A 3895-nucleotide genomic window follows, 5' to 3' on the forward strand; every position below is an offset into this window, starting at 1 on the left:
AGACCGGCGTGGGTGTGCCGCTGGCGGTCAATCCCGATGGGCCGAGCCTGTTTGTCAGCCTCGGCGCCGATGCCGGCGCGGAGACAAACGTCACGCTCTCGATCGTCGACATCGTCGGCGACGGCTTCATCGGCAATGGCTCGGCCAACGGCGACGACACGTTTGACGGCGTCGCGGCGACCTCGGTTGCCGCGGATTTCTTCGAGTTTGCGCCGGGCACCTCGGTCACATTCGCCTACGCCGGGCTGACTCCCGGCGCGCTGTTTACGATCGCGTCGTTCAGCTCGAACACGCTGCCGGGCATCGGCGACAGCAACAGCGGCGCCGCGACCGTCGGCGACACGACGATCGACTTCTTCCCCGCCGCCACCGGGCCCGCCGGCACCGGAACCCTCTTCGCCTTTGGTGACATCGCGGCCGACGCAAACGGCTCGATCGAGATCACCTTCGAAGCCACCGGCACCGAGCCGACCTTCGTCAGCGGCTTCTTCATCAGCGGCCTGTTCGAGCCGATCCCGTCGCCCGGCAGCCTCGCTCTGGCCGGCCCACTCGTATTCGCCGCAGCGCGACGTCGGCGCGAGCTGGCAGTCGCTGCCGCGCCAGCAACACCATCAAACCACAACCAAGATAGCCGCCACAGCTGACAAGCACGGTTCTCAGGCACAGGAAGTCCGGCTACGCTGCGACATCCGTGTGCATGCGTGCGCAAATCATCGGAGGGACGGGCAGCCGCTTCACGCATGGTGAGTCTTGGCCGATGATCGAGTAGCGTGGTGTGGCGTGCGCCGAAATCTGGGAGCACCCGAGATGAGGCGATTCGTTGCAATGCTCACCGCGTCTTCGATCATGCTCGGTGTCATCGGTTGCGCGAACGACGTTCGTCTCTCCGAGCGCGAGCCGGGTGCAGCACTCCGCGACGAGCTCCGCACGCGGCTGACCTCAACCCAACTCAGCGGCTTCACCGCCGACGCACTCGACAGGGTGCTGCTCACCTCGCTGGCCGAGGACGACCCGCTCAGCGCTGTCGAGCGTCTGCGCGAACTCGCGGAGGACGAGCCCGACGCGAATTGGAGGCTTGCCGCATCCGAGCTGCTGCTCGACGCGGCGATCGAGGCTTCACCGCAAGACGCCACGCTCTATCTGGCCTGCGCGCACGAGGCACAACGCCTTCTCGAGCGCGCGATCGACGGCGACCTGGGCCTGCTCGATTCACGGTCCGCCTTCGCGGCCAGCCTGTACCGGCGAGCCGTCGCCCGCGCTGTCGACCTCTCAGACCAGCTCTGGCTGACCGGAGCCGGCAGCACCGAAACACTCACGGGCCGGGGCGGCGCTTTTGAACTCTCGCTCGTCCCGCCGGCCCGCGGCATGCGGTATCCCGCGGGCCTCTTCGACAGGCTGACCCCGACCGACGGTATCGAAGTCGCAGGCATGCGGCACCACTTCCGGGTCCGGGCTTTCGGCGCACCGGTCACCGCCGTCCGCGAGCAGGCCGCTGCCGAGCCGCCACGCACCGAGCCGCTGATCCCGCCCGAGGGCATCATGGCACCGGCCACGGTCACGATGCGGTTCGGTGAGCCCCATGCAAATGGATCGATACCGACAGCGATCGATCTCTGGAACACCGACCGGGTCCGGGCCGTCGAGTACCGCGGCTCCATGCTGAGGCTCTCGGTCGATGTCACCGCGCCCATCGCCACGCTCTTCGCCCGTGCTCGGCTCGTCGGCGAAGGACAGACCGGCATGTTCGATGCGCGCGACCGCGAGAACCGCATCGGGATCTATCTGCACGAGCCGTACGACCCGACCAAGATCCCCGTTGTGCTCGTCCACGGCCTCCGGTCCAGCCCGGCGACCTGGCGGGACATGCTCAACGACCTCCGCTCCGATCCGGTCCTCCGCGAGCGGTACCAGTTCTGGATGTTCCTCTATCCCTCTGGCCTGCCGATCCCCAGATCAGCGTCCTTCCTGCGAGACTCGCTCGGCAACGCACGGCATACGCTCGATCCGTACCGCGAATCGCGGGCGATGGACCGCATGGTGCTCGTGGGCCACAGCATGGGCGGGTTGCTGATCAAGGCGCAGCTTCAGGACAGCGGCGATGTGCTCTGGGATTCGCTGCACCCGGAGCCATTCGGTGATGTGCCGATGCCGCAGGACGTCCGCGAGCACCTCGGAACCGTCTTCTTCTACAACGCGGACCCCCGTATTGCCCGTGCGATCTTCATCGCCACCCCCCACGGCGGGAGCTCGATCGCCTCGTCGTGGCTCGGACGGCTGGGCGACTCGCTCGTCAGGCTCTCCGATGACCTCAACGCCGTCGACCGGTGGTTCGACACCGAACGCGACCGCTTGCCACGGGACAACGCGTACCAGCTCTGGCAGGGTGTGCCGTCGAGTATCGACGATCTTCGTGCCGATTCGCCGCACCTGCTCGCGTATGCGAACTTGCCGATCCGCGACGCCGTGCCCTACCACACCATTGCCGGAAATCGCAACGGTGACGGCTCGGACGGCATCGTGACGCTCCAGAGTGCCCTGATCGACGGGGCTGCGTCCGAACTGGTTATCGACGCCGGCCACAACGCGCACGAGCACCCACTCGCGATCCGCGAGGTACGACGCATCCTGCTTGAGCATGAAGCGCGGGCCGACTGACAGGCAAATATTCCTCCGTCCAGAGAAAACCCCGTATGCCCGAATTTGGCGGACATTCTGTTTGGCTGATCCCGCTGCTGGTTTTCATTGCACGGATCTTCGACGTGTCGCTCGGCACGCTCCGGATGATCATGGTTATCTCGGAACACCGCTTCGCCTCGGCGACGCTGTGGTTCCTCGAGGTCATGATCTGGGTCGTTGCTGTCGGTGGCGTGGTCAAGCATCCGGACAACCCGGCGGCGATCGTCGCCTTCGCCGGCGGGTTTGCCACGGGCACACCCGTCGGCATAACCATCGAGAATAAACTCGCGAACGGCTTCCGGATCGTCCACCGCAAGCAGGTGGGCAACCTTCTCGAGCGGATCCGAGCCAGCATGCCCGATGCGATCTTGTCCGTTGAGCGAGCCGAGAAAATCTCGGGCTACGCCGTCGACGCCGGCGGCCCAAGAGCACGGCTGCTCTGGATCCGTTTCGGCGGCGTTCGAAAGTAGAAGATCGAGGCTGAAAAAAACGGGGCCGCTCGGGCCCCGCTTTCGGTACGATCTGGGTAAGAACGAATCAGCGTCGACGGCGAGCCGCGGCCAGACCCGCCAGACCCAGCAGGCCGGCCGATGCCGGTGCGGGGACAAGCGTGCCCTCGATCACAAAATTGTTGAACTGCGACGAGCTGCCCCACGTCGTGCTCGCGCGGAATCGGTACTCGCCGAAGTCTGCCAGCCCAGCGGGGGTGATGTCCGGCTGGGCGCGTGACCAGGTGATGCTGCTGCCCGAGGGGAGGCTGCCGACCACGAGCCAGTAGGTCTCGCCGCCGACGAAGCTGAATGGTGTATCGGGCGAGTTCGTCTGCGTTCCGACCGAGCCGTCGCCATCATAGAAGACCGTCGACAGAACCGTCTCGGTCGGGTTGTTCGTGCCGTCGGATGCGCGGATCTGTCCGAACGCCGTATCACCGACCTCAAACGACGCGAGCGCAAGCGTCAGTGCGTCGAACGTGAACCCCGGGCCAGCCGGGATGGTGAAAGAAACCGCCTTCGACCGGGTTTCTGTGAGTCCAACAGACCCGCCCGTGCCGAACGTATCAGGTAGATTGCCAAGCAGAACGTCCTGCGACGATGCTGTTCCAGCAACTGTCGTGATCGCAACAGCCAATGCCGTGGTCTTCATCGGTTCTCTCCAAGTTTGTGGCTCTCTATGAAAACAACTCTGTTTTCAAAACTTCTCTCTCGGCCCCAGAGTACAC

The 3895-nt window shown here is 65.3% G+C and carries 4 protein-coding genes; 3 read left to right on the forward strand and 1 reads right to left on the reverse strand.

Annotation, left to right across the window (positions count from 1 at the left end):
- From AAGD32_18395 to AAGD32_18405, 3 genes are all read left to right on the forward strand, one after another.
- Positions 1–644: hypothetical protein (locus AAGD32_18395; protein MEM8876219.1), on the forward strand; the 644-nt coding region annotated here is incomplete at its 5' end.
- 181 nt (positions 645–825) lie between these two features.
- Complete coding sequence (locus AAGD32_18400) at positions 826–2655, forward strand: alpha/beta fold hydrolase (GenBank protein MEM8876220.1); 1830 nt, start codon at positions 826–828, stop codon at positions 2653–2655.
- 35 nt (positions 2656–2690) lie between these two features.
- Entirely contained in the window at positions 2691–3146 is a 456-nt protein-coding gene (locus AAGD32_18405; GenBank protein ID MEM8876221.1) for a DUF5698 domain-containing protein, read from the forward strand.
- Between the two features lie 67 nt (positions 3147–3213).
- Here the strand turns inward: AAGD32_18405 and AAGD32_18410 are convergent, their stop codons facing one another.
- Entirely contained in the window at positions 3214–3819 is a 606-nt protein-coding gene (locus AAGD32_18410; GenBank protein MEM8876222.1) for a choice-of-anchor R domain-containing protein, read from the reverse strand.
- Positions 3820–3895 lie beyond the last annotated feature (76 nt).

Source organism: Planctomycetota bacterium, from assembly GCA_039182125.1.
Classification (GTDB): domain Bacteria; phylum Planctomycetota; class Phycisphaerae; order Tepidisphaerales; family Tepidisphaeraceae; genus JBCDCH01.

Bases quoted from the DNA above. Each gene is read 5' to 3' on its own strand.
- AAGD32_18400 (MEM8876220.1), top strand. From the start codon at position 826: ATGCTCACCGCGTCTTCGATCATGCTCGGTGTCATCGGTTGCGCGAAC.
- AAGD32_18410 (MEM8876222.1), bottom strand. From the start codon at position 3,819: ATGAAGACCACGGCATTGGCTGTTGCGATCACGACAGTTGCTGGAACA.
- AAGD32_18405 (MEM8876221.1), top strand. From the start codon at position 2,691: ATGCCCGAATTTGGCGGACATTCTGTTTGGCTGATCCCGCTGCTGGTT.